Below are 20,451 nucleotides of genomic sequence, written 5' to 3'. Positions count from 1 at the left end.
ACTGGACGGCGACGAATGGGTGATCAACGGGGAGAAGTGGTTCTCCTCGAACGCCCGTTTCGCCTCCTTCCTGATTGTCGTCGCGGTGACCGACCCGGATGCCTCCCCGTACCGGCAGCAGTCGATGTTCATCGTCCCTACCGACACGCCCGGCATCCGGTTCATCCGGCACGTCGAGCTCATCGACGAGGATGCCGGTCAGGGAACCGAGGGTTACATCGCGTACGAGAACGTGCGGGTGCCCCGCACCAACCTGCTCGGTGCGCAGGGCGGTGGTTTCGAGGTCGCACAGGTCCGCCTCGGCGGCGGCCGCATCCACCACGCCATGCGCACGGTCGGCCTGGTGAAGTGGGCCTTTGACATGATGTGCGAGCGGGTGCTGTCCCGGTTCACCCAGGGCGAGATCCTCGCGCGCAAGCAGTTGGTGCAGGAGGCCATCGCCGACACGTGGATCCAGATCGAGCAGTTCCGGCTGCTGGTTCTGCGGACCGCCTGGCTGATCGACGAACGTCAGGACTACCGCCAGGTCCGCGGTGACATCGCGGCCATCAAGGCAGCCATGCCGAAGGTCATGCTCGACGTGACCTCCCGGGCCCTGCAACTGCACGGCTCGTTGGGTCTGACCAAGGAGATGCCATTCTTCGACATGCTCGTCGCCGGTTACACCGTCGGCCTCGCCGACGGTCCGACCGAGGTGCACAAGGTCACCCTCGCCCGTGAGGTGCTCAAGCGGCACAAGCCGACCGACGGGCTCTTCCCGACCAACCACCTGATCGCCCTTGAAGAACAGGCCCGGGAACGCTACGCCGACGTGCTGGCCGATCTGTGACCGGGGAGCAACCGGCCGCTACCGCACCGGCCGCTACCGCACCTGCCGCCACGAGCGGCGGTGGGCTCGTGCTCTGCAACGTCTCGGTGGCGTCGCTGAGCTTTCGCGATGTCGTCACCGCCGCCTCGGCAGCGGGCTTCGACGCCATCTCGATCCTGGGCCGTTCGCTGCATCGGGCCCGCACCCGGGAGGGGCTGTCCGACTCCGACATCAGAGCCATGTTGGATGACAACGGCCTTGCCCTCACCGAGATAGAGGCGGTCGGTGACTGGCTCACGCCACCCCCGGTCGATCAGCCGGCGTTCATGAACCAGGTTCTCACCGAGGCCGAATATCTCCAGGCGGGACGGTCGCTGGGGGCCAGGACGCTGGTGGCGACGCATTTCGGCGATCCGGTCGAGCTGGACCAGGCCGCCGAGAAGTTCGCGGGCCTGTGCGACCGCGCCGCCGACCACGGGCTCAACGTCGCGCTGGAAGCGGTGGCCTGGGCGACGATCGGCGACATCGGGACGGCATGGGAGATCGCGCGCCGTGCCGACCGGCCCAACGCCGGCGTGCTCGTGGACGCCTGGCACCACAACCGGGGACCCGGCGCCGGTGACGCCGAGTTGCTGCGCCGTGTCCCCGGGGACCGGGTGTTCGCGGTGCAGCTCAGTGACGCCGCGGCAACGCCGGTGGGCCCGCCCCTTGAGGACGTCCGGCACCGGCTGCTGCCCGGCGAGGGCAGTCTGGACCTGACCGGGCTCGTCGGCATTCTCGACGACGCCGGGGTGCGGGCACCGATCGGAGTCGAGGTCCTCAGTGCCGAGATCCTCGCGCAGGGTCCGGCCGGCGCCGGGCGGATTCTGCTGGACGCGCTCCGCGCCACGCTCGATCGCGCGCGGTCGAGCGTGGCAACGGAGCCGACTGCAACGGAGCCGACATCGCCGGGGAGATAGACCCCGACGGTCAGGGGCCGTCCAGCCGGTGATCGATCACCGGCTGGACGGCCCCTGACCGAGGGCACCTGAGCGGGGAACCTCGGTCAGTCGCTGGATGGAAGCGGCTTGGCCTCCTTGAGCAGCAGGGGGGTCAGCCCATCGGCGACGGTACCCGCTCCGGCCTTGGTGACGAGGAGCTCGATCTCACTGGCCTCGTCGGTGTACCGCTTGCCAAGCAGCGCCCCACCGGAAAGTTCCGGCTTGAGGTCCAGCCCTTCGGCCGGCGTCTCCTTGGATGCGATCATCGGATGACCACCGCAGGTCAGGTCGATCTCGCTGGACCCGGGCCGGACCACGATCACCTCTGTGGAGCAGACCTGGCTCCGCAGCCGCAAACCTGTCTTGAGCCGCATGGTGTGCTCACGTCCTTTCGTATGTCGTGGAAGCGCCGATCTCGGCGACCAGCTGACGGCGTAGAAGCTTGCCGGTGGGCGTGTAGGGAAGGTCGTCGCGAAAGATGACCTCGTCGGGAGTACGGGAGCTGCGAAGCCTGGCTCGGACCCAGGCGCGCAGGTCATCCGGTTCCGGCGCCGCGTGCGCCTCCGGCACGACGACCGCGGTCAGGCGCTCGCCCCACTCGATGTCGGGCAGGCCGATGACGGCCACCTCCTTGACCGCGGGGTGGTGGATCAGCACGTCCTCGATCTCGGCCGGCGCGATGTTCTCGCCCCCGCGGATGATCGTGTCGTCCGACCTGCCCTCGACGAACAGGTAACCGTCGGCGTCGAGCCAGGCCCGATCCCTGGTGGGGAACCAGCCGTCGGCGTCGAGGACGGAGCCCAGCCCCAGGTACTCCCCGGAGATCTGGCTGCCTCGCACCCACAGCTCGCCGATCTCGCCGGGGCCGGCGACCGCTCCGGCGGAGTCGCGGATCTCGCCTTCCACCCCGGGGACGAACCGGCCCGCGGAGGCCAACCGGGCCTGTACCGCCGGGTCGGCCGACGCGAGCGCCGCGCGGTGGTCCTCCGGACCGAGGATCGCGATCGTCGAGCTCGTCTCGGTGAGTCCGTAGGCGTTGACGAAGCCGGTACCCGGAAATGCGACGAGCGCCTTCTCCAGGACCGGACGAGGCATCCGGGCGCCGCCGTAGGCGATCGCCCGCAGCGTCGGCGTCGGTGCCTGGGCGCCAGCAAGTTCCTCGACGATGCGGGCCAGCATTGTCGGTACGACCATGGCGCTGGTCACCTCCTCCTCGGCCACCAGGCTCAGCCATGCGGCCGCGGAGAAGTTCGGCAGGTAGACGAAGCGGCGGCCGGCATAGAGGTTCGTCAGTACGGTTCCGACACCGGCGATGTGGTACGGCGGGACACTGGTCAGGGAGGCCTCGTCCGGTTCGGCGGAACCGAACTCGACCGTCTGTAGGACGTAGGAGACGAGGTTGGAGTGCCGGAGCACGACCGCTTTCGGCTTGGACGTCGTCCCGCTGGTGAAGAGCAGGACCGCCGGTGCGTCGTCATCGATCTCGACCGGCTCGGCCGGTTCCGCGAGTGCGGCGTCAGCCAGCCAGTCCTCGCTGTGGTGGATCTTCAGGCCGGTTCTGGCCACAACGCCCTGGAATGCCTCGTCGCAGACGACGACCGGCCCGTGTAACTCGCCCAGCAGCCCGTCCAGTTGATCTTCGCTGAGACGGTAGTTCAGCGGAACGAACGGCATCCCGGCCGCAGCCGCGGCGAAAAGGACGGCGGGGAAGGCTGCGCTGTTGCCACCGAGGTACGCGACCCGCTCGGCCCCGGAGGAGCGCAGCAGCGTGGCTCCGCCGGCTGACACCCGGACCAGGTGCTCGAAGGTGATGCCGTCGCCACGCCGCCCCAGCGCCACCCGGTCGCCGAAGGCCATCGCGGCCATGTCGAGCAACATCCCGATACTCATAGACCCCGCCCTAAATCATCGCTTCAGATAAGCTCTTGCATTGTAATTTAGGGATCAATCCACATGCATTGGTTGTCGAACGATCATTCGGCGATCTCTTTCGCGATCTTCGTAGTTCCCTGGTTGAGCCCTGGCGTTCCCTGGCGTTCCCCGTCGTCCTCCGGCTGGCGCCTCGTCCGGCCGGGCCGCTCGCCCGGGCCGCTCGTCCGGACGGGTCGATCGGTCGGGTCGATCGGCGAGGCGGGCGGTAGGGCCTGTCCGGCAGATCCTCGACCGCATCGACGGGTATCCGCTGGACGAACTCTAGCGTATGATCAGGAATACTAGTATGCTAATTAGACGAAATGGCTCGTAGAGTCGCGAGGCTCGTAGGGTCGCGAAGATGGATGCGGGGAGACTCCGATGACAGTGCTCGACTTCGGCCTGTTCGACTGCGACACGCACTGCTACGAGACCAGGGACGCCTTCACGAAGTATCTGCCGGCGCAGTGGTCCGAGTACGCGGTTCGGCCGATCAAATTCGAGGGCGGCCTTGAGAAGATCATGGCTGCGGACCGGGTCGCGACCTTCAACTCGGAGCAGGGGCTCGGCTTCGACCTGGCCTACCGGCCGGGATCCCTCAAGGAGATGTTGCGCCAGATGGCGTCCGGCAACCCGGACGAGACCTATGAGCCGGAGCCGATGCGCCCGGAGTACCACGACCGTGACGTGCGCCTGCAGTTGATGGACACCCAGGGGGTGGACAGGGCTGTCGTCTTCCCGTCCGCGATGGCCCTGTCGGTCGAGAACTACGTGAAGAATGTGCCCGCCGCCTATGCCAACGTGCACGCCTTCAACCGGTGGTTCGAGGAGACGTGGGGCTTCGCGTACAAGGACCGCATCTACGGCCCGGCTCTGCTGTCCCTGCGCGACCTCGACCTCGCTGTAACCGAGCTGGACGACCTCCTCGCGCGTGGGGTCCGGGTTGTGCTGCTGCCGACCGGTCCCGTCAACGGCCGTTCGCCCGGCGACCCCTACTTCGACCCGATCTGGGCCCGGCTCAACGAGGCCGGCGTGACCGTCGCCTTCCACATCATGGAGAACTGGTACAACGAGCACATCGCGCCCGCCTGGGGTCACGAGGCCTTCCCCGCGGCCTGGCACATGTCGGCGTGGCAGTGGAACAACCTCTACGGCGAGCGACCCATCGAGGACACCCTGTCGGCGCTCATCTACGACAACGTCTTCGGACGGTTCCCCAACCTGATGGTGCTCGTCGCCGAGTTCGGCGCCTCCTGGGTGCCGCATTTCATCGAGCACATGGACAAGAGCCGGGGGATGGGCCGCAACGGCCCGTGGATCGGCGGCCGCCTCACCGAGCGTCCCAGTGCGATCTTCCAGCGTCACATCCGGGTCGCGCCCTACCCGGAGGACAACGTTGCCAAGATCGTTCGTGATCTGCCTGAGGTCGACTGCCTGGTAATGGGCTCGGACTTCCCGCACGCGGAGGGGCTGGCGGTACCGGCGGACTTCACCGGGCTGCTCACATCGCTGACGCCGGAGCAGCAGCGGAAGATTCTTCGCGGCAACGCCGAAAAGCTCTTCGAGAACGCGTGATCAAGCCGGCGGATGCTCGCCGGCCCGACGACGCGGATTCCGCGGGTGCGGCTCATGCCGGCCCGGATTCCAGCGGGCAGGACGCTTCGCCGCGGCCGTACTGGGACACGTTCTCGGGTTCCCGTACCCGCCTGGACACGCCGCCGCCGTGGGCGGATCTTCCCCCGCAGACGCGTCAGGGGATCCGGATCGATACGGTCCGGCGTGCCTTCAGGCACCGGTATACCCCGCCGCCCGCCCCGCAGCGGCCGGGTATCCGGGACGCGGCGGTCCTGCTTGTCCTGTTCGAGGAGGCGGACGAAGCCCGGGTCGTCCTGACCGAACGCTCCGGCACGGTCAGCACGCACCGGGGGGAGATCGCCTTCCCCGGTGGTGTCTGCGACGCGGGCGAGACATCCGGCCAGGCCGCGCTGCGGGAGGCGTGGGAGGAGATCGGGCTTGCCGGCGCGACCGTCGAACTGATCGGTGAGCTGGGCTGGCAGAACGCCGAGCTGACGAAGTTCCAGATCACCCCGATGGTGGGTACGGTCGCGGCCCGACCGCTCCTTCGGATCAACCACAGTGAGGTCCGGGATGTCTTCGACGTCGCGCTCACCGGGCTGATGGCCGACGGCGTGTACCGGGAGGAGCTGTGGGTCGCTCCGGATGGCAGGTTCATGGTCCCGTTCTTCGACCTCCCACAGGGCATCGCCTGGGGTGTGACGGCGTCGATACTGGTGGAGCTCCTCGCCATCGTGACCGGTGGCGTCCACGACAACCGTCCGCCTCCGCCGGGATGGATCGCGCCGTGACCCGGGCCGTGACCTGGGCCGAGGCGCGCCGCCGGTAGCGGTGGCGCGCCTCGGCCCTATTGCCGGGCGCTCTAAGCGGGGAGGTCGGCGCCTGCGACGATCGTGGCGTCCTTGAGTGCCGCGATGGCGTCAGCGTCATAACCGAGTTCGGCCAGCAGCGTTTCGGTCTGCTCACCGAGCACGCAGCTACGGCCGATCCGCCCGGGCGTTTCCGACAGCGCCGCCGGCAGGCCGTGCACCCGGATCCGGCCGAACAGCGGGTGGTCCACCTCGGCGACCAGGCCGGTGGCCAGCATGGTCTCGTCCGTGCAGGTGAACCCGGAAAGGCCACCCTCGAAGACGGTCACGCAGGCGAGCCCCTCGGGAACGAACAGGTCCTCCCATGCCTGGGCGGTGTCGGTGAGGAGGACGTCTTCCAGGATCGAGGTCAGGTCGTCGTCGTTGGACACCCGACTTTCCACCGTGGCGAAGCGGGGGTCCTCCAGCAGCTCCGGACGCTTGATCCCACCGACGAGGATCTCCCACTCCTGCTGCGTCGGGGCGGCGAGGAAGACCCAACCCGGCGACGTCCGGTAAAGGCGGTACAGGGCGTTGTACCCGTGTTGTTCGGAATCCAGGGTGGGCGCGGGCGGCTTGCCCGCGTAGGCGTTGACGTCATCGGAGTAGGTATAGGCATTTCCGTTGATCATGGTGGTGGAGACGAGCTGTCCCTGCCCGGTCCGCTGCTGGTGGGCCAGCGCCAGCATGATGCTGGAGAAGACCGCGACCGCGGCGTTGGAGTCACCGTCGGTGAGACCACGCAGCCTCGGCTGGACGATGGCCTGTATTTCGGTCAGGTCGAAGCTGCTGACGAGATCGGGGTCCATCCAGTAGGCGGCCTGCTTGAACAGGCTCCCGGCCACGGCGCTCGCGGCGTCGGCATAGAGCGGGCGGGCACTGTACGGCCCGCTGCTGCCATACCCGGTGGCGTGAACGTAGATGATCTTTGGGTTGGTCTCGCGCAGGGTCGGGTAGTCGATGCCGAGACGTTCGGCCACCCCGGGCCGGAACCCGAGGACGAAGACGTCCGCCTTTGCGAGCAGAGCCTTGAGGATCGATTTTCCCTCGTCGGTGGCTACGTCGACGGCGATGCTCTCCTTGCCCGCCATCGTTTTCACGCCACCGGTCTCGCTGACCCCGAAGGAGCTGCGCATCGGGTCGCCCGCCAGACCCTCGATCTTGATCACCCGTGCGCCCATCGCGGCGGCAAGGGCGACCCCGAACGGCATCGCGTAGAAGTAGCCGAACTCGACAATGGTCACCCCTGCGAGGGGATGGACCGGGGCGGTGTCGGTCGGGTTCGCGGGCGCCGAGGGGCCCGCCAGCCCGCCGGAAACTACGGCCTCCGGGCGCGCGATCTGACGATCGTCGCGCGCCCTTTGGCCGATCAGCGGACCGTTGTTGGCGCCGAGCGCGGGTGCGGACCGCTCGATCCGGCACGGCGTCGCTTCGAAGGCCGCGACCGGGCCGACCTGGCGGATCGGGCCGCGCTCCGGATCGTCGATCGTGATCGAGTGCCCGTTGTAGATCATCTGCGGATGGTCGAGTGCCTCCTCGCAGGTCGCGCCGACCTCGAAGGCGACGTCCACGTCGGCCTCCAGCAGCGGTACCCACTCGGCGAGCGTCCTGCTCCGGACGGCATTGCTCAGCAGGTCCTCCCAGCGCTGCGCGTCCGCCGGCGTCTTGAACCGCGGCATGTCCGCGAAGAGCGGGTCGGTGATGAGCTGCTCATGGCCCAGCACGCGGGTGAGCGCCTGCGCCTGGTGGGGGAGCTGCGGATTGGCGATGATGAAACGGCCGTCCCTGGTTGCCATCGTGAGGCTGAACCGGCTGGCAGCCAGTGCGCCGCCGCGGGCACTGATGATGACATGGGGTTCACCGCCGGTGTTCTTCGCGTACTGCCAGTGCATCGTCCCGAAGTAGTCGACCGGGTTGTAACCCTGTACGAGGGTGGCCTCGACGCGCTGTCCGCGTCCGGTCCGCTCGCGGACGATGAGCGCGGCCATGATGCCGCCCAGTGCCATGTGCGCAGCGCCTGTGTTGGCCAGGGGGGCGGCGACGAAGATCGGGCCGGGCCGGAACCCGAACTGTCCCCGGGCGAACGCCCCGGCCTTCGCCGCGACGACGCCTTCGTAGCCCTTGAGCCGTGCGTATTTCCCGGTGGACCCGAAGCCGTTGACCGAGCAGTAGACCAGCGCCGGGTTGGCCGCGTGCAGGGTCTCGTAGCCGAGATCCCAACCCTGCGCGACGCCCGGCTCGAAACTCTCGATCAGCACGTCGGCATGGCTGGCGAGCTCGGCCGCCTCGGCCCGGCCCGCGGGGGTGCGCAGGTCGGCGACCAGGCTCTCCTTGCCCCGGTTCCAGACCAGGAAACCGGACGGTGACTGTGTGCGCAGACGGTCGCCCTGCGGTGGCTCGATCTTGAGCACCCGGGCTCCGTTATCGGCGAGGATCATCCCCGCCAGGGATCCGGCAACACTGCCGGCGCCCAGCTCGAGCACTGTCAGACCATCGAGGATCATCGATACCGCTTTCCAGGGCCGCGGGTCACACCGGCACGAGAGCCCTGTGAGCCGTCCTGATTCCCGCCGTGGGGGAGGAGGCTGGGCGCTCAGCTGCAGGCGCTCCTAATAGGTAACGAATCTAACAGCTTGTGCAGGTCGGGGACAGACCGCGCATCCGGCGGTTACCGGTCGTCGTCCGCGGTACCGAAGACGAAGTCGCTGATGAGATGGGCAAGCTCGACCGGCCGGTCGCCCTGGACGGAGTGCCCGGCGCCCGCCACGGTCTCGACGCGGGTCGTGGGCTGGCGGCGACGGAACTCGGCCACGTCGTCCTCGGTGACGACGCCGGAGGTCGACCCCAGCACGAGCATCGCCGGTGCCGGCAGCGCGCTGACGTCATCCCACAGTGGCTCGAAGTCCAACATGCCGCCAGGGCCAGGGGGGGCCAGCCGGTCGTACCGCCAGGCCCAGCGGCCGTCCGGGAGCGGGTGGGCGTTGTGCAGGATGCCGCGGCGCAGGGAGCTGACCGACCGGGTCGGGTTGTGGCGGACCGTCCGTTCCAGGATCTCCTCGAAGGAGGGGAAGGACTCCGGGCCGTTGATGAACGCCGCGATCGGGGCGCTCTTCGCCAGCGTTACGCTGGGCGTCACGTCGACGACCACAAGCCGGCGGACGAGATGTGGGTGGACGGACGCGAGGCGGATGCCGGTGAGCCCGCCGAGGGACATGCCGATCACACCTGCGGCCTGCGGCGCGAGTTCGCTGATCGCGCCGGCGAGGATCTCGGCGTTGCGGACCGGCCAGTAGTCACCGTCCGACCGTCTGCCGGAGTGACCGTGCCCCGGCAGGTCGAAGGCCACCAGCGGGCGGTCGCCCAGTGCGAGGGCGACGGTGTCCCAGGTGTGGGCATTCTGCGCCCCACCGTGGAGGAACACCAGCTCGGCTGGTCTGTCACCCCAGACCAGGGCGCTTATCCGTTCGCCGCCGACATCGACGTTCTCCCGCCGTACCAGCGGCGGACCGGCCCAGGCCAGGCCCGCTTCCCGTGCGTTCTCCTCGAAGAACCCGAACTCGTCGTATGCGGGCAGTTGTGCGGCCGCTGTCATGTGGGCCTCCCGGGGTGATCTGTTCCTCGAACGCCCGCGTGCGGTGACCGGAGATCGTGACGGTCCCCGTGGGGATTGGCTTATGCATCCAATATAGTTACAAAATATATCTATATCAGGTACGGTCCGGGCTGGGTAGACCGTTGCCTGGTCGTGGTTGGTGACAGGGTCGTGTCCGGTGAAATCCGGACCGAGACTACATTGTGAGTCTGCACAGTCACCAAATGGTCAAAGGGTGCACGATTATCGTTGTGTTCGCGTGCCCGGAGGCCCCAGGGCTCTCCACGGGGGCGGGCTGGAACGGTCACTCGCCGATGACCGGCCCCGGGCACTGATCCAGATGGCGACCGGCGCGGGCAAGACGTACGCGGCTGTCACCTCGTCGTACCGGCTGCTCGCACACGCCAAGGCACACCGCATCCTGTTCCTGGTCGACCGCAACAACCTCGGACGCCAAGCCGGGGAGGAGTTCGCCACCTACGTCACGGCTGGCGACGGCCGTAAGTTCACCGAGCTGTACAACGTCGAGCCGCTGACCGCCGCCGGGCTGCGCGGGTCCACCCATGTGGTGATCTCCACGGTGCAGCGGCTGTACGCGATGCTGCGCGGCCGCCCGGTGCCCGATCCCGACGTCGACGACCGGGCGTTCGACGCGGACACATCCGGGGACGGCTCCGGGGACTGGTCCGGGGACGGCGATGACGAGCCGATCGACATCGCCTACAGCGCGGACATCCCGCCGGAGACGTTCGACCTGATCATTGTGGACGAATGCCACCGGTCGATCTACGGACGCTGGCGCGCGGTACTGGAGTACTTCGACGCCTACCTGGTCGGCCTGACCGCCACCCCGGTGAAGCAGACGTTCGGCTTCTTCCATCAGAACCTGGTCAGCGAGTACACCTACCCGCAGGCGGTCGCCGACGGGGTGAACGTCGACTTCGACGTCTACCGCATCCGCACCGAGCTGACGCGCCACGGCGCGACCATCGAGGCGGGGATCACCGTCCCGAGGCGGGACAGGCGCACCCGCCAGCAACGTTACGAGGAACTCGACGACGACTTCTCCTGGACGCCGGAGCAGCTCGGCCGCTCGGTCGTCAGCCCGAACCAGATCGAACTGGTGCTGCGGACGTTCAAGGACCGGCTGTTCACCGAGATCTTCCCGGGCCGGACGCACGTCCCGAAGACGCTCATCTTCGCCAAGGACGACAACCACGCCGAGGACATCGTGATGAAGGTCCGGGAGGTGTTCGGCCAGGGCAACGAGTTCGCCACCAAAATCACCTACTCGGTACGGGACACCGACAGCCTGCTCAAGGCCTTCCGCAACAGCGCGGAACTGCGGATCGTCGTCACCGTCGACATGATCGCAACGGGCACGGACGTCCGGCCGCTGGAATGTCTGCTGTTCCTGCGCAATCCGCGCAGCGCCGTACTGTTCGAGCAGATGAAGGGTCGGGGTTCCCGAACCATCGACGGCGACGACTTCCAGGCGGTCACCCCGGACTCGTCCGTCAAGAACCGGTTCGTGCTGGTGGACGCGGTCGGTGTGCTGGAGAGCGAACGGGCTGAGGCGGCCCCGCTCGCGCAGCACACCGAAAAGCAGATCAGCCTGGACAAGCTGCTGCGCAAGACCGGGACGCTGACGATCGACGCGGACGAGGTGTGCACGCTTGCGTCCCGCCTCGCCCGGCTCAATCAGCAGATCACCCCGGACGAGCGGGCCGAGCTCGAACAGCTCGCCGGGGCGCCGCTCACTGCCGTCGTGTCGAGCCTCGCTCGCTGTGCCGACACCGCCCGCAGGGCCGGTCCGGGCGCGCAGCGGGCGCTGGTGGAGGATGCCGGAGGCCGGGCGAAGAAGGCGACGTAGAACCTGGACTGCGTGGGAGATGAGCGGGGTCTTGGATAGGGAGCCGGGCTATGCGTCCCGCAGCTCCCGGTATTTACTTAGCACGTCCTTCACGGCATCCGTCGCCGACAGTTCCTCGTTGATCGGCGTCCAGGTGTAGGCATCGTGCTCCTGCAACTCGATCGGCTCCGGGCTGGTTACGTCCACAGCGAAGTTGAACTGTCGGCTCTTCTTGCCGCTTCCGGACGTGTAATCGAAGCTGCCCAGGTAATCACCGAGCGCATCCACGTCGAGGCCGGTCTCCTCCCTGACCTCGCGGATGAGCGCGGTGTCCAGCGCTTCCCCTGGCTCGACCTTTCCGCTGGGCAACTCGAAAATGCCGCCCATGAAATCATCCTCGGGGCGTTGTAGAAGGAGAACCTTGTCGTCGTGCTGGACGACCGCGCCGACAACGAATTGCTGCACCCCGTCGGCTTCGGCTTCGGCGGCGAGTCGGCGGAGAAGAGACGAGTGATCCATACCATTATCCTCTCAAGTCGTGGTAATGCTCGGTAACTTTGTGGACCGCTTCGGCGCGCAGCTGCGCCAGATGGTGAACGATCGTGGATTATCCCGCACCGCTCGGACCGTCGATGCTGACGAACATGCCCCGCTCGTTGTTAGAAAAGGGACGGTGTTTCACCGTCGTCCCTTCCTGATGGTTTGTCGCAGAGTTCTTCCAGCGACAGCGGACCTGCCCCGGCAGGTTGGGCGAGGTGGACGAACAGCCGGACCGTGACCAGCGCGTCACAGGTGACGCGGTGCGGTGCGGCGCGAGAGTCGGGAAGACCATGCGCGTAGACCCGCCGCCCACCTGGCCGGTAGGTAGGCCGCGAGCGCGTCGAGCAGCCGCACGGCACGGTCTAGGTGCGCTGGATCGCGGTTCGAACGCGTGTTAAATTATCGATGATCTATGTGTAATTTCCATGGTCAACTGTGTGCTAATTCCATGATCGGACATTCGTGCGCGCCTACGTTCCTCGTCTGCTCGACACGGAGTTGCAGGATGTCGTCGCCTCCCACCCAGCCGTCCTCGTCGTCGGCCCTCGGGCGTGCGGCAAGACGACCACGACCCGGCGTGTCTGCCAGTCGATCCTGCGCCTGGACGTCCCGGCGCAGGCTGCGGTCGTACGGGCCGACCCCGACGCGGCGCTGCGCGGGCTCGAGGAGCCCGTCCTGATCGACGAGTGGCAGGTCGTGCCCGAGGTACTCGGAGCGGTGAAGCGGGCCGTCGACGACGACCCGCGCCCGGGGAGGTTCGTGCTCACCGGATCCTCGCAGGCCGACCTCACCGCCTCAGGCTGGCCCGCGACCGGCAGAATCGTCCGGCTGACGATGTATCCCCTCGTCGGCCGGGAACGCCACGGCGACCCGAGCGGACCCTCACTGATCGACCGGATCCTCGACGGCGGCGCGGACGCGTTCGCAGATCCCCCCACCGGCTGGGACCTGCACGCCTACGTGACCGAGGCACTCACCAGCGGCTGGCCGGAGGCGCTGCGAACCGAGGCCGACCGAGCACGCGACCGCTGGCTGACTGGCTACGTCGACCATCTCGCGACCCGGGAAGCCCCGGCGCTCAGCGTCGCACGAGACCCCCTGCGACTGCGCAGATATCTCCAAGCGATCGCCGCCAACACCGCCGGTGTGCCGACCCACAAGTTGCTCTACGACTCGGCGGGCATCGGACGCGAGGCAGCCGTGGCCTACGACGACCTCCTCGACACCCTTATGATCACTCAGCGGGTCCCTGCCTGGGCGGACAACCGCACGAACCGCGCGGTTCGGCTACCCAGGCGATACCTCACCGACCCCGGCCTCCTCGCCCCGTTGCTCCGTATCGACCACCGCCGCGCGCTCCGCGACGGCGACCTGCTCGGACGCATCATCGACACCCTCGTCGCCGCCCAGTTCCGCGCTGAGTGCGCGCTGAGCGTCGTCGGCGCCGACCTATACCACCTGCGTGACGCCAACGGCCGCCGTGAGATCGACCTGCTCCTCGAAGCCCGAGACGGCCAGGTCATCGCCATCGAGGTCAAGGCATCCGCGGCCCCCTCCCACACCGACGCACGACACCTGGAATGGCTTGCGGCGGAGATCGGTTCACGGTTCACCCTCGGACTCCTCGTACACACGGGCCCACGGGTCTTCCAGCTCACAGAGCGCATCCTCGCCGTCCCCGCAGCAAGCCTCTGGTCCTCCCGCTGAGGACGCCGGTGCCGCGGAAACGTCCACGAGGAGCTCGCCGCGCCCTCGCTCGTCGACGGCACGGCCCGGCTTGCCGCCATGAACATGCTGCTGCACGGCATCGGCCAGCCGAACGGGCCGTCCCCGATCGAGGTGGCCGACGCGCTCGCCCGACCGTCCGGCCTGCACCCGAGCGTGATCCTGGCGAACCCGCCGTTCGGCAAGAAGTCATCCATCACAGTGATCGCTGACGACGGCCGCGCCGGGCGGGACGACATCTCCTACAATCGCCAGGACTTCTGGGTCACGACCACGAACAAGCAGCTCAACTTCGTCCAGCACATCGCGACCGCGCTGGGTATGAATGGGCGGGCGGCGGTCGTCGTCCCCGACAACGTGTTGTTCGAGGGCGGCGCCGGGGAGACCGTACGCCGGCGGCTGCTGACCCAGTTCGACGTCCACACACTGCTGCGGCTGCCCACCGGCATCTTCTACGCCGGTGGGGTGAAGGCGAACGTGCTGTTCTTCGACAAGCGGGAGGCGCGGCCGGGGCGCCGTGGACGTCCAAGCTGTGGGTGTACGACTTCCGGACCGGAGAGCATTTCACCCTCAAGCAGAACCCGCTGCGCCGCGATCATCTTGATGATTTCGTCGGATGTTACCGGCCGGGTGAACCTCGTGCGGACCGGGTGGAGACCGAGCGGTTCCGCCCGTTCAGCTATGACGAGCTGGTCGCTCGGGACAAGGCCAATCTCGACATCACCTGGCTGAAGGATCCGAGCCTTGACGACGCAGACAGTCTGCTGCCGCCCGAGGTGATCGCCCGGGAGATCGTCGAGGACCTTCAGGCCGCGCTCGCAGAGTTCGCGGCCATCGCCGACTCCCTCGCCACCCGGGCGCAGCCCCGCGAGACCACGGCGGCAGGGAATCAGGGTTGACGGTTAACGCCACAGCCGGTCCACCGGCAGGACCCAGATCCGGTCATCGGCCTGATAGGCCCGTTCTCCCAGGTACAGGACCGTACCGGCCGTGAACCGCGAACCGAGTTTCTCGCGCAGCAACCGGAGCCCTCGCAGGTCTTCTCCCGGCACCCGGGATGACGCCTTGACCTCAACCGCCGCGATTGTCCCGTCATCGGTCTCGAGGACCAGGTCGACCTCATGCCCATCGCTGGTCCGGAAGTGCGACGGCTCGACAAACGTCTCCGCCCAGCCAGCCTGTTTGATCACTTCATTGACGACGAACGTCTCCATGATATGTCCGAATTCGGTCAGGGCCGCAGGGTCACGGTTCTCCAGCCGCTGCGCGGTGATCCCCAGTAGATAGGCCCCGAGTCCTGAGTCGACGAGGTGCGCCTTGGGTCTACCGGTGACCCTGCTGTGCAGCGTCCGTCCGAATGCCGGCAACCGATGGACGAGGAAGACCGTTTCCAACAGCTGGACGTAGTCACCGACGACATCCTGCGCCAGTCCCACTGCCCGTCCGATGTCCGCGAGATGGAGTACCTGACCGGTTCGTGCCGCGATCCGGCGAAGGATCATGGGCAGTACCCCTCGCTGCCGCACCTTGCGGATCTCCAGGACGTCCCGCTCGACCACGGTTGTCACATAGTCACGGAACCAGCGGTTGCGGGCCGCACCCGCAGGGCGGCGTGCAGCGAGCGGAAAGCCGCCCGCGATGAGCCGCTGTGTGTACTCCTCGCGGGGTGTGGGTTTCCCCTCCACAGCCAGCAACGAGCCGGGGTCGCCGAGGACCTGGTCCACGAACGTCTCCCGGCGACCGTTCAGTTCACCCTGAGACAGCGGCCAGAGAGTCATCACATGGACCCGGCCGGCCAGTGACTGGGACAGGGTCGGCATCGTCAGGTAACGGGTGGACCCGGTGAGAACGAACCTCCCTGGACGCAGGTCGCGGTTGAGTTCGGCCTTCACGGCATCCAGCAGCTCGGGGATGTGCTGGAACTCATCCACGAACACTGGCGATCGCGCTGCCATGAAGAAGACGGGGTCAGCCTCGACAGCCGGCCTCGTGGACAGATCGTCGAGATCGAGGACGGTGGCATCGTGCTGGGTGGCCAACGCGGATAGCAACGTGCTCTTCCCGGCCGTGCGAGCACCGTTGATCACTATCACCGGTTCGGCGGTCAGGAGCTCTGTCACCACCGGTGTCAGGTTGCGCCGCAGCGCGTCGCCGCCCGACTGCGTCACCACTGTATCACCGCTGGTTCACCACGGTGGACTCAGCCTCATGCCTTGCGATGCTAGAGTCCGAACGCTATTTTTGCCAGAACCCGAGCACTTCCGATGCCAGAACCAGATGATCTTTTATGCTGGAACCCGAGCACTCCATTGGGTCGAAGGCGGTGTCGGCACCACACAGCTCCGCACCACACAGGAGGTCCGCCAGCGGGATGTCGCCGATGCGGAACAGCGCGATGTCCCTGTCGCAGAGAACATCCACGAGGTTGACGAAACGCTGCTGGGCGTCCGGTGAGCACGCTGTCATCCGGCGCAACCCCTCGACAACCCAGACGGTGAAACGGTCCGTCAGCGCGAGCACGTCCAGTGCTGAAACGGGGCCTTCGCACAGGTCGCCGACGTTGAACCAGGTGTGGTCGTCCCGAACGGCCAGGGCCGGCAGACCACGGTCCGGTTCGCGATGGGACGAGTGGAAGGCTGACGTACATTGTCGCCCTGACATGCAGGTCTTTCTGACGTCAGGCTTCCACTCGTCGCGCCGTGGGTGCGGTTGCCGATGGGAGCGGACGGTTGTGGACGGGAGCGGCGCTACGTGACCAGTGGCTCCGGGTTCACGTGGGTAGGCCGACGCCGGTCACCGGGTTGAGGATGAAGCCCTTGCCCGGCTGCTCCATCAGGGCGTTCAGCCGGCTACCGGCCGCCTTCATGATCGGACCCCTGCCGTGGACCTTGAATGCAGCCTCGTCCGGGTAGAGCTCGTAGAAGGCGAACGAACCCGGCTTGTCGGCGCGCTGGTGGGAGACGTGCATCAGGGCGGCGGGCTCCTCGATCGTCATGGCCGCGCTGATTTCGGCCAGTATTGCGATCGCATCGTCTATCTTTTCCGGTGGAACCGAGAAGGTGAACATGACCGCGAGAGGTGGCATGGGCCGCTTCCTTCTGGGAGCTGCGAGGTTCAGGAGACCTGGAGGGCGGCCACGATGTCTGGCCACAGCTTCTCGTCGGACGTGTACGGAGTGTTGAGGGTGACCCGTGTCATGACGTCGCCGTAGCGCCGGCGGAGCTCGGGCGCGATGTCGTCGGGCTCGCCCACGACGGCGAAGGCGTTGAGGACATCGTCGTCGATGAGGTCGCCCATCTCGTCCCAGGCTCCCCGCTTGGACAGCAGGTTGAGCTGCTCCTGGAGGGTGCCCCAGCCGTGGATCTCCAGGACGGGTCGGTAGGCGGGCGTAGAGGCGTAGAACGCTATTTGCTTGCGGGTACCGCGCGTTGCGTCAGCCAGCGCCTGCTCGTCGTGGCCGGTGACGACGAAGGGTGCTCCGGCGATGGTGAAGCCGTCGAGCGTTCCGTCAGCGGACTCACGTCCGGTCGTCAGCGCCGGGAGCGTCACCTCCCGCAGAAAACGCTCGGTGGTGAAGGGATGGCAGAGAAAGCCGTCGGCGACCTCGCCCGCGACCTTCGTCATGAGCTCGCCGACGCCCGCGAGGAGCACCGGGGGGCGTCCGTGCGGGTTCGGGCCGGGGTTGAAGAACGGTGTCATGAGTGTGTGGGTGTAGAACTCGCCGCGGAAGTTCAGCTCCGCGCCGTCGTTCCAGCAGTCCCAGATCGCCCGGATCGCCAGGACGAGCTCGCGCATGCGGGCGGCCGGCCTGGACCACGGCATGCTGAAACGGCGGGTGATGTGGGGTTTGATCTGCGTCCCCAGCCCGAGCAGGAACCGGCCGCCACTGGCGAGCTGGAGATCGTTCGCCGCCATCGCCAGGTTCATCGGGCTGCGGGCGAAGGCAACGGCGATGCTCGTGCCGACCTGGATGCGGTCCGTGCCCGCCGCGGCCAGGGCCACGCCGATCAGGGGGTCATGCGCGGTCTCGCCGAGCCAGAGCCCGTCGTAGCCCCGGGCCTGGGCATCCTGCGCCAGGGCTGCCGCTCCGGTCGGATTGAGGATCCCGCCCGCATCGACCTTCACGTGTCCCGTCCCCTCGTCCACCTGGCCACGGCCTGCACGTAGCCACGGCCTGGCTGAGCCGATCTGATCTCTGTCGATCCGACTGGTTGTCGATCAGAATCGGAGGCTATCCCGTTAGAGTTAGACCATCAAACACATTGCACTACCAGAGCGCTGGAGCGTAGCGTCGGCAGCCGCGATCCCGCCGCATCGATCCCCACCCATCCGTTCTGACGCGTCGGGTCTGACGCGTCGAGTTTGACGCGTCGGTTTGACATGGACGCATTGTCGCCCATGTTGTCGCCGGAGCGCGCAGGTCGTCACCAGGGGCAGGGCCGCCCCGGCTGAAGGAGTGGTGCAGCCTTGGAAACCATCAGTATCGAGGAAGTGGCTCCGCATGTCGCAGTCCTTACCCTCAACCGGCCGGATCGGCTCAACGCGATCACGCTGAAGATGTACGACGAGATCGAGGAGACCGTCGACGCCCTCTCCCGGGACACCTCGACCCGAGCTCTGGTGATCACCGGTGCGGGCCGCGGCTTCTGCTCGGGCCAGGACCTGCGTGACCTCGGCGCCGACCCCGCCGCCTCCGATCTGGGGCGGATCCAGTTCGGGATGGCCTGGCAGGCCCGCGCGTCCCGACTGATCAAGGCCGTTCACGAGCTGCCGCAGGCGGTCATCGCCGCGGTCAACGGCCCGGCCTCCGGCGCGGGGTTGGCCATCGCACTGGCCGCGGACATCCGCCTCGCAGCACGCTCCGCCCGCTTCAACGTCGCCTTCGTCCGGATCGGGCTGTCAGGTGCAGACATGGGCACCAGCTACTTCCTGCCCCGGATCGTCGGGCCGACGGCGGCGGCCGAGATGATGCTGACCGGCCGGCTCATCGACGCGCTGGAGGCCAAGGACAACGGTCTTGTCCTGCGGGTCGTCGACGACGGCACGGTGGTGGACGAGGCGGTGTCGATCGCTTCGGCGATCGTGGCCAACAGTCCGTTCGGAGTCCGGATGACCAAGCAGGTGCTCTGGAACAACATCGACGCCCCGAGTCTCGACGCCGCCATGCAGGTGGAGAACCGCACCCAGATCCTTGCCAGCCTGACCGAGGACTGCCGCGAGGCCGAGGCGGCCTTTCTCACCAAGCGCGCCCCCGTTTTCAGTAACAAGTGAACACGTGACCCGTTACAAGAAGTGATCTGTTACAACAAGTGACGGTTGACAGTGTGACCGTGCCACCTCTGGTGGACGGCACTGACAAGCAGACAAGCAGACAAGATGGGCGTGCCATGGTCGAGAAGCAGGTGACCGCATCCGGCGGACCATTGCGTGGGGTACGCGTCGTGGAGCTGGCCGGTCAGGGGCCCGGACCGTTCGCGGCGATGCTGCTCGCCGACATGGGGGCGGACGTCCTCTCGGTGGATCGGTCGCCCGAGACCAGGGTGGAGCTGGCGCCCGCGCTACTCGCCCGCGGCCGGCGGACGGTGACCGTCGACCTGAAGGATCCGGCCGGGGTGGCCGCGGTGCTCGCGCTCACCGACGCCGCGGACGCCTTCATCGAGGGTTACCGTCCAGGCGTGGCCGAGCGGCTCGGTGTCGGCCCCGATGTCTGCCTCGCTCGCAATCCCGGGCTCGTCTACGGGCGGATGACCGGCTGGGGCCAGGACGGCCCCTATGCCCGCAGCGCCGGCCACGACATCAACTACATCGCGCTCGCCGGCGCGTTGGACCCGATCGGTCGGGAGGGTCAGGCACCGGTCCCGCCGCTCAATCTGGTCGGCGACTTCGGCGGCGGCGGAATGCTGCTCGCTTTCGGCGTGATGTGCGCGTTGTTCGAGGCGAAGGCGTCCGGCCTCGGTCAGGTCGTCGACGCGGCGATGGTCGACGGGGCCGCGCTGCTGATGATGATGACGCATGAGATGCGCGCGGCCGGGCAGTGGGACGGCCCGCGGGGCACCAACGTTCTGGACACCGGCGCGCCCTTCTACAACGTCTACGAGACCGCGGACGGCCGTTATGTCGCGGTCGGCGCGATCGAGAACAACTTCTACCGCACGTTGCTGGAGCTGGTCGGCCTCGACCCGGTGGATCCGGCCACGCAGTGGGACAAGGCCGGCTGGCGGCCGATGAAGGCCAGGCTCGCCGAGGTGTTCAGAACACGGACCCGGGACGAGTGGTGCGCGCTGCTGGAACATACCGACGCCTGCTTCGCCCCGGTGCTGTCGATGGACGAGGCGCCCTCGCATCCGCACATCGCCTACCGCGAGACCTTCACCGACAGCGGGGGAGCGGTGCGCCCGGCGCCCGCCCCACGTTTCAGCCGCACACCCGCGTCCACTCCGCCCGGCCCGGTCGAGGCGAGCCTCGACGAGGCGCTGGCCGCCTGGGGCGTGGCTGTCGGCCCATCAGCTGGGCCAGTTCGCCGCGCCGGGCTCGGGTAACGACCCCGGCTGCCCGGCGACGCTGCGTCCCCTATTGCCGGTCGCTCTTAGTGGTCGGCGCCGACCACTAAGTGTTTATAA

The 20,451-nt window shown here is 67.6% G+C and carries 17 protein-coding genes and 1 pseudogene; 9 read left to right on the top strand and 9 right to left on the bottom strand.

Features of this window, described 5'->3' with window-relative positions; translation table 11 throughout:
* Both U9983_RS02230 and U9983_RS02225 read left to right on the top strand, forming a co-directional pair.
* On the top strand, nt 1–829 hold an 829-nt coding region (locus U9983_RS02230), incomplete at its 5' end, for an acyl-CoA dehydrogenase family protein (protein WP_322752417.1).
* Nucleotides 826–1,767 (top strand): sugar phosphate isomerase/epimerase family protein, encoded by a 942-nt coding sequence (locus U9983_RS02225; RefSeq protein ID WP_322752416.1) that lies wholly within the window; start codon nt 826–828, stop codon nt 1,765–1,767. The genes U9983_RS02230 and U9983_RS02225, both read left to right, overlap by 4 nt.
* An 86-nt stretch (nt 1,768–1,853) precedes the next feature.
* Here the strand turns inward: U9983_RS02225 and U9983_RS02220 are convergent, their stop codons facing one another.
* Together U9983_RS02220 and U9983_RS02215 are read right to left on the bottom strand one after the other, a co-directional pair.
* Nucleotides 1,854–2,162 carry a hypothetical protein gene (locus tag U9983_RS02220; RefSeq protein WP_322750461.1) on the bottom strand — a complete coding sequence of 103 codons (309 nt, stop codon included), beginning with the start codon at nt 2,160–2,162 and terminating at the stop codon, nt 1,854–1,856.
* 7 nt (nt 2,163–2,169) lie between these two features.
* Nucleotides 2,170–3,678 (bottom strand): fatty acid--CoA ligase family protein, encoded by a 1,509-nt coding sequence (locus U9983_RS02215; RefSeq protein ID WP_322752415.1) that lies wholly within the window; start codon nt 3,676–3,678, stop codon nt 2,170–2,172.
* A gap of 402 nt (nt 3,679–4,080) precedes the next feature.
* On the opposite strand from U9983_RS02215, the gene U9983_RS02210 reads away from it, so the two are divergent.
* Together U9983_RS02210 and U9983_RS02205 are read left to right on the top strand one after the other, a co-directional pair.
* Entirely contained in the window at nt 4,081–5,274 is a 1,194-nt protein-coding gene (locus U9983_RS02210; protein ID WP_322750463.1) for an amidohydrolase family protein, read from the top strand.
* Nucleotides 5,271–6,065: a CoA pyrophosphatase gene (locus tag U9983_RS02205; protein WP_322752414.1), complete on the top strand. Its 795-nt coding sequence runs from the start codon at nt 5,271–5,273 to the stop codon at nt 6,063–6,065. Before U9983_RS02210 ends, U9983_RS02205 begins: the two co-directional genes overlap by 4 nt.
* Nucleotides 6,066–6,136: 71 nt before the next feature.
* Here U9983_RS02205 and U9983_RS02200 read toward each other — a convergent pair whose 3' ends face one another.
* Nucleotides 6,137–8,626, bottom strand: a complete 2,490-nt coding sequence (locus U9983_RS02200; protein ID WP_322752413.1) for a CoA transferase — start codon at nt 8,624–8,626, stop codon at nt 6,137–6,139.
* Between the two features lie 164 nt (nt 8,627–8,790).
* On the bottom strand, nt 8,791–9,714 hold the full coding sequence (locus U9983_RS02195; RefSeq protein ID WP_322752412.1) for an alpha/beta hydrolase: 924 nt from the start codon (nt 9,712–9,714) through the stop codon (nt 8,791–8,793).
* A 259-nt stretch (nt 9,715–9,973) separates the two neighbouring features.
* On the opposite strand from U9983_RS02195, the gene U9983_RS02190 reads away from it, so the two are divergent.
* Nucleotides 9,974–11,587, top strand: a complete 1,614-nt coding sequence (locus U9983_RS02190) for a DEAD/DEAH box helicase family protein (RefSeq protein WP_322752411.1) — start codon at nt 9,974–9,976, stop codon at nt 11,585–11,587.
* Nucleotides 11,588–11,635: 48 nt separating this feature from the next.
* Here U9983_RS02190 and U9983_RS02185 read toward each other — a convergent pair whose 3' ends face one another.
* Complete coding sequence (locus tag U9983_RS02185) at nt 11,636–12,085, bottom strand: NUDIX hydrolase (RefSeq protein ID WP_322752410.1); 450 nt, start codon at nt 12,083–12,085, stop codon at nt 11,636–11,638.
* Nucleotides 12,086–12,568: 483 nt separating this feature from the next.
* Here U9983_RS02185 and U9983_RS02180 point away from each other — a divergent pair, with 483 nt between their 5' ends.
* Nucleotides 12,569–13,813 carry an ATP-binding protein gene (locus tag U9983_RS02180; RefSeq protein ID WP_322752409.1) on the top strand — a complete coding sequence of 415 codons (1,245 nt, stop codon included), beginning with the start codon at nt 12,569–12,571 and terminating at the stop codon, nt 13,811–13,813.
* A gap of 48 nt (nt 13,814–13,861) precedes the next feature.
* Nucleotides 13,862–14,730: pseudogene (locus tag U9983_RS02175) on the top strand (HsdM family class I SAM-dependent methyltransferase); the annotation flags it as partial.
* A 3-nt stretch (nt 14,731–14,733) separates the two neighbouring features.
* Here U9983_RS02175 and U9983_RS02165 read toward each other — a convergent pair.
* From U9983_RS02165 to U9983_RS02150, 4 genes are all read right to left on the bottom strand, one after another.
* Complete coding sequence (locus tag U9983_RS02165; protein ID WP_322752406.1) at nt 14,734–16,002, bottom strand: ATP-binding protein; 1,269 nt, start codon at nt 16,000–16,002, stop codon at nt 14,734–14,736.
* 64 nt (nt 16,003–16,066) lie between these two features.
* A complete protein-coding gene (gene zapE, locus U9983_RS02160) occupies nt 16,067–16,492 on the bottom strand; it encodes an AFG1/ZapE family ATPase (RefSeq protein ID WP_322752405.1) in 426 nt (141 codons plus the stop codon).
* Between the two features lie 109 nt (nt 16,493–16,601).
* Complete coding sequence (locus U9983_RS02155; protein ID WP_322752404.1) at nt 16,602–16,916, bottom strand: putative quinol monooxygenase; 315 nt, start codon at nt 16,914–16,916, stop codon at nt 16,602–16,604.
* A 29-nt stretch (nt 16,917–16,945) separates the two neighbouring features.
* Complete coding sequence (locus tag U9983_RS02150; RefSeq protein ID WP_322752403.1) at nt 16,946–17,956, bottom strand: LLM class F420-dependent oxidoreductase; 1,011 nt, start codon at nt 17,954–17,956, stop codon at nt 16,946–16,948.
* Nucleotides 17,957–18,298: 342 nt separating this feature from the next.
* Here U9983_RS02150 and U9983_RS02145 point away from each other — a divergent pair, with 342 nt between their 5' ends.
* A complete protein-coding gene (locus U9983_RS02145; RefSeq protein ID WP_322752402.1) occupies nt 18,299–19,102 on the top strand; it encodes an enoyl-CoA hydratase/isomerase family protein in 804 nt (267 codons plus the stop codon).
* 116 nt (nt 19,103–19,218) lie between these two features.
* Complete coding sequence (locus tag U9983_RS02140) at nt 19,219–20,370, top strand: CaiB/BaiF CoA-transferase family protein (RefSeq protein ID WP_322752422.1); 1,152 nt, start codon at nt 19,219–19,221, stop codon at nt 20,368–20,370.
* Nucleotides 20,371–20,451: the final 81 nt, after the last annotated feature.

It is taken from the genome of Protofrankia sp. Cas3, assembly GCF_963555955.1.
Lineage (GTDB): Bacteria > Actinomycetota > Actinomycetes > Frankiales > Frankiaceae > Protofrankia.
This window is presented reverse-complemented; position numbering and strand designations above follow the sequence as displayed.

Excerpts from the sequence above, each read along its gene's own strand:
- U9983_RS02220 (WP_322750461.1), bottom strand. The coding sequence starts at position 2,162 with ATGCGGCTCAAGACAGGTTTGCGGCTGCGGAGCCAGGTCTGCTCCACA.
- U9983_RS02215 (WP_322752415.1), bottom strand. The coding sequence starts at position 3,678 with ATGAGTATCGGGATGTTGCTCGACATGGCCGCGATGGCCTTCGGCGAC.
- U9983_RS02210 (WP_322750463.1), top strand. The coding sequence starts at position 4,081 with ATGACAGTGCTCGACTTCGGCCTGTTCGACTGCGACACGCACTGCTAC.
- U9983_RS02200 (WP_322752413.1), bottom strand. The coding sequence starts at position 8,626 with ATGATCCTCGATGGTCTGACAGTGCTCGAGCTGGGCGCCGGCAGTGTT.
- U9983_RS02195 (WP_322752412.1), bottom strand. The coding sequence starts at position 9,714 with ATGACAGCGGCCGCACAACTGCCCGCATACGACGAGTTCGGGTTCTTC.
- U9983_RS02185 (WP_322752410.1), bottom strand. The coding sequence starts at position 12,085 with ATGGATCACTCGTCTCTTCTCCGCCGACTCGCCGCCGAAGCCGAAGCC.
- zapE (WP_322752405.1), bottom strand. The coding sequence starts at position 16,492 with ATGTCAGGGCGACAATGTACGTCAGCCTTCCACTCGTCCCATCGCGAA.
- U9983_RS02155 (WP_322752404.1), bottom strand. The coding sequence starts at position 16,916 with ATGCCACCTCTCGCGGTCATGTTCACCTTCTCGGTTCCACCGGAAAAG.
- U9983_RS02140 (WP_322752422.1), top strand. The coding sequence starts at position 19,219 with ATGGTCGAGAAGCAGGTGACCGCATCCGGCGGACCATTGCGTGGGGTA.